Source organism: Nostoc sp. 'Peltigera membranacea cyanobiont' 213 (genome assembly GCF_002245975.1).
Taxonomy (GTDB): Bacteria; Cyanobacteriota; Cyanobacteriia; order Cyanobacteriales; family Nostocaceae; genus Nostoc.
This window is the reverse complement of sequence record NZ_NOLI01000283.1, coordinates 1-3,737: the sequence shown is the minus strand read 5'-3', so window position 1 is coordinate 3,737 and position 3,737 is coordinate 1. Positions and strand designations below refer to the sequence as shown.

5 protein-coding genes and 2 pseudogenes are annotated in these 3,737 nt (G+C 39.6%); 2 read left to right on the top strand and 5 right to left on the bottom strand.

Translation table 11 applies throughout. The features are described from left to right. Positions 1–179: 179 nt before the first annotated feature. The gene (locus tag CDG77_RS33960; protein WP_094333540.1) at positions 180–824 is read right to left on the bottom strand and encodes a peptidase M15; all 645 of its coding nucleotides are present in this window, start codon (positions 822–824) and stop codon (positions 180–182) included. Between the two features lie 44 nt (positions 825–868). Here CDG77_RS33960 and CDG77_RS37220 point away from each other — a divergent pair, with 44 nt between their 5' ends. Beyond that, a complete protein-coding gene (locus tag CDG77_RS37220) occupies positions 869–1,057 on the top strand; it encodes a hypothetical protein (protein WP_375467057.1) in 189 nt (62 codons plus the stop codon). Positions 1,058–1,198: 141 nt separating this feature from the next. On the opposite strand, the gene CDG77_RS33955 is transcribed toward CDG77_RS37220, so the two are convergent. Then, on the bottom strand, positions 1,199–2,470 hold the full coding sequence (locus tag CDG77_RS33955) for an IS1096 element passenger TnpR family protein (RefSeq protein WP_094333539.1): 1,272 nt from the start codon (positions 2,468–2,470) through the stop codon (positions 1,199–1,201). 85 nt (positions 2,471–2,555) lie between these two features. On the opposite strand from CDG77_RS33955, the gene CDG77_RS37215 reads away from it, so the two are divergent. Next, positions 2,556–2,735: a hypothetical protein gene (locus CDG77_RS37215; RefSeq protein WP_190234150.1), complete on the top strand. Its 180-nt coding sequence runs from the start codon at positions 2,556–2,558 to the stop codon at positions 2,733–2,735. On the opposite strand, the gene CDG77_RS38325 is transcribed toward CDG77_RS37215, so the two are convergent. The 3 genes and pseudogenes from CDG77_RS38325 to CDG77_RS38320 all read right to left on the bottom strand — a co-directional run. Then, the gene (locus CDG77_RS38325) at positions 2,715–3,209 is read right to left on the bottom strand and encodes a hypothetical protein (protein ID WP_223270135.1); all 495 of its coding nucleotides are present in this window, start codon (positions 3,207–3,209) and stop codon (positions 2,715–2,717) included. The two genes, CDG77_RS37215 and CDG77_RS38325, sit on opposite strands and share 21 nt — an antisense overlap. Positions 3,210–3,351: 142 nt before the next feature. After that, positions 3,352–3,465: pseudogene (locus tag CDG77_RS33945) on the bottom strand (anthranilate phosphoribosyltransferase); the annotation flags it as partial. Beyond that, positions 3,452–3,737, bottom strand: a pseudogene (locus tag CDG77_RS38320) (hypothetical protein); the annotation flags it as partial. The pseudogenes CDG77_RS33945 and CDG77_RS38320, both read right to left, overlap by 14 nt.

The window sequence follows — 3,737 nt, the reverse complement described above, 5'->3', positions numbered from 1 at the left end:
ATTATGTCCATTTTCTTTTTCCAAACTTGCGTAGCTTGCCGCCGAAGGCATCGCTTGATTAATACCTTAACGAAGTTATAGGTATTTCAGCTTGCAACTTGTCCAACTTCTCCTTCCAAAACTTGTCCAAAATCTTCTTCAAGTCACACCTTCTAGAGTCTGAAGTTAAAGTGTAATAGCTAACTGTGTTTAAACCCTTCATAAAACTGTTCATGTGAACCTGAATAATTTTCTGCGCCTAAGCGTGTTAAGTATCCTTTTTTGCTTGTGTAAGGATTAGGGATATAGCTGTAAATGTATAGTTTTCTGCATTCAGGATTTTCAGACCAACCAATATTAAAAGCAGCATATTTTGGAAAAAAGGTGATTGCATTGTAATAATCAATCTGATCGTGAATCCACCATGCTAAGGCTGTCCAATCGGCAGTTTTCTCATAATAATCAATGAAGGAATTCACAATAATGCAGGCTGTAGCACCCATATAACCTTGAGCGTCTGGAACATCCCAGATATGAACTGCATAGTTAGATACGTTACTAGCACAATTGTACTGGTTATTATTTTCTGCACCTTTAGCATTGACAGAAGATGACCGATATCCAGAGCGAATGCTGATTCTTCCGAAAGCTTGTTGAATTGGTTCTAGAACTTGTTCACAAAGACTTTTGCCGGAGGCGATCGCCAAATCAGGATTATCTGGTATATTTGGGATTCCTTCAATTTGAGAAATTTCTGAGTGTAGAAAATCACGCATAAAAAAGTTTTTTGACAAACGTACCCGACCTAATTCTTCCAATGATTTGACAGTTTGTGGTTTTTTCATTATTTTTAATTTAATTCGACGCGACGAATACCCGCAAATATAAGTTGAGTGATGACATTAGGAGTTTGGAACTTGATATAAGGCGAGAGGTGGCTAAATTTGCAGATGTATTTATTGAAGTTGCAAAACTCACTTGCATATCTGCTTATGTGTTGCTGAACCAGGAAATTGCTTCTCTATATCAAAGGATTGCTTGTACCCAACAACAACTGGAAATATTGCCGACACGGTAAGAAATTCGGGCAAAATAGGAGGGTGAGCAGTGGAGAATTATCCCATACTAGCTAGAACTGCAACTGAAAACCAATATAGAGCGATGCTTTACCACTTCTGACATGTATGGATTAAAAACGTAGCCAATCACAGTAGCAAATTTATTCCCAGCTTTCTTCTTCTTCACCATCCTGCGCTGGCGGTTCACCATGAGATTCAAGAATCTTGGGCTTTTTCATTTTGTCATTAGCTGGTTCAATTTTCTCTACATATAAATCAAATTCCCATTCTTGCAGTAAATCAAAGATAAATTGTAAATGACTGCCTACCTCTAAGGATAAATCGCCTAAACGAAAATCGCAGGTATCAGGAGAAATTTCGACAACAGGATGATTAAATTCCAAAGTTCTTCCTAAACGGTCTTTGTGAATAAATCTGTAGAGGTGTTCCGGGTCAAAATCAAATACTTGCACAATTGCGGCAGCGACTTCATCTAAATTGAAGTAACTAGGAATAGCAATCCGTCGCCAAGCATTCTCTAAATTAGCTTTCAATATATAAACACCCTCAGTAAAACCGCCTTCAGCAATCACCAAAGTTTGTGACCATTCCGGGAAATAGGGTTGGAGATAAGGTTTTAAATTGTCAAAAGCTATGCGAAAATCTAACCGAAAAGTGGCGTAATCTTCTATTTGGATATTTGAGCGACTTTCTGTTAATACAGCCATGAGAGCATTACCCCAAGCCTTGGGGTTTACATGAGTAAAACACCAGCCTTTAGCGGCTTGTGGTTTGACTGATGTCACTTCAATTAATCCAAATAAATGTAAGAGAGCGAGATTGTGGAAGCCAGGATAATAAACTAATTTATCTTTTTCTGAGTAATTATTAATTTTTAATCCTGATGATGGGAGATTGTTCCAAAATAATAAACAGCGATATGCTTGGTCAAACATATCTCTTTGGTCGCCTAAGAGTTCGCTTTCTCCCCAAACTAACCAAGATTCTAATAGTGTGAAATATTGTTCTGTGTGGTTTAATCCTTGCCAAATTTGCAGAATTTTTTGGTCTAAAACTAACTTGCTCTTTTTACTTTCGGTAATAATTTGAGACAGTCCAGAGGCGCGGAGAAGGAAATAAAGACCGTGAATATAAGGATAGGATTTTTGTACAGGACGTTTGAGGTTAATATCTATGGGATAACTCAATTGTGAGTTAAGTTGTTGGAGATACTTAAGCGAGAATTGGTGATAAGTGCTACTAACTTCAACGCCGTTGGGTTGGAGAAGTTCTAAAATAGTTTGAAAATCCCGCAGAATTGTTCCTGGGATATCTTGAGTAATGGTTTGCTGTTGAAGTAGTTGTTTTTTATCCTCCGTCAGTGGTAATTTATCTCGGATTTGATCTGGAATGAGGGAAAATAGGTTACTCATCTGAGTTGAGAGGAGGAATTTGTTCTGCGGTCAATCTCACAACTTGGCCATTTTGCCAAATTCTAATAAATTCTACTAAACGGCGGTGTCTTTCAATAGCTTTCTTCATAGTGAGTTGCGATCGCTCATCAAAAGAGTACGAGAGGCTACGCCAGCGCCAACGCCAATGCCGATGGGGGGTGCGATTGCCTTTCTGTTTAAGTCAAGCGATCGCAGTCCAACTAGATCGCCTACCTCTGGTTTGTTACTTCAATCCAGACTGTGATTTATCTTTGAGCTTGTCATGCTCAAAAATGATGGTGATTTTAGAGCTATCAGGATTTTCCCAGACAAAGGTTGCTATTGTTGCAGAGCTGTTAACCTCAGTACCTTGATATAAGATTGACCGCACATCCGTTAATGACATTCCTATTTTCAACTGTTCATACTCTGCACGACCAAAGGGGCGAAGTTGAACTTGGGCAGATTGTTCAAGCTGCTGAGGATGAAAAGCAGCTTGAAAACTATAGACTAAAAAACTAAGCATTACTCCTGCTGGAATAATGATATTTAGCTTTACGCTTACCAGTAATCGGGCAAGAGTATTATTAGATTGTGCAGGGTTAGTTTTAACCATTGTAAGTTCCTTATTAAATAGGTTTTGTGATGCTGGTCTGGTAGTTTCTGAGGCCGTCAGACTAGCTTTAACTGTCATACCTGTTCGTAATGGGCATATAGTAGGCATTTGCGATTTCAGCAAATTGAGTACCTCCTTAAATTCCATTCGCCAGGGCAATTAGCGCAAAAATTCAGCAAGTTGTTCTAGTTTTATCCAAGCAGCACCGCTTTGGAGAATTTTCTTAGCAAGGACAATACCTTTGACAGAACCTGCTAAAATATCCATTGCCATGTTTGGCAACTTTTACCCTGGCGGCGGCAACAAAGGCAACAGCAGTGGAGATATTAAAGGTTGAAGCACCATCTCCACCAGTTGCACAGGTGTCAATTAGGGGAGACGCAATTAATCGAAGGAATCAGGACTTTGGCGACGGTTTGCACATCTTTGTAACCTCTGCCAGAACAATTGATGACGATGCGGGGATTACCTTCTATTGCACTTAACCCAGTGCAGAACTGGAAAATTATACCTTTCGGGACTTTTAAAACACCCTCTAAGGCTGGAATAATCATTGGGCATTGGGCATTGGGCATGGGACAGTGGCAGGTTTGGGTTAACTTTGGGAGCGAGTGTAGGTCTGTGGTGTGCGATTGGCTAGAAGCTGTGTAG

Coding starts and splice junctions, on each gene's coding strand:
- CDG77_RS33960 (WP_094333540.1), bottom strand. CDS start 824: ATGAAAAAACCACAAACTGTCAAATCATTGGAAGAATTAGGTCGGGTA.
- CDG77_RS33955 (WP_094333539.1), bottom strand. CDS start 2,470: ATGAGTAACCTATTTTCCCTCATTCCAGATCAAATCCGAGATAAATTA.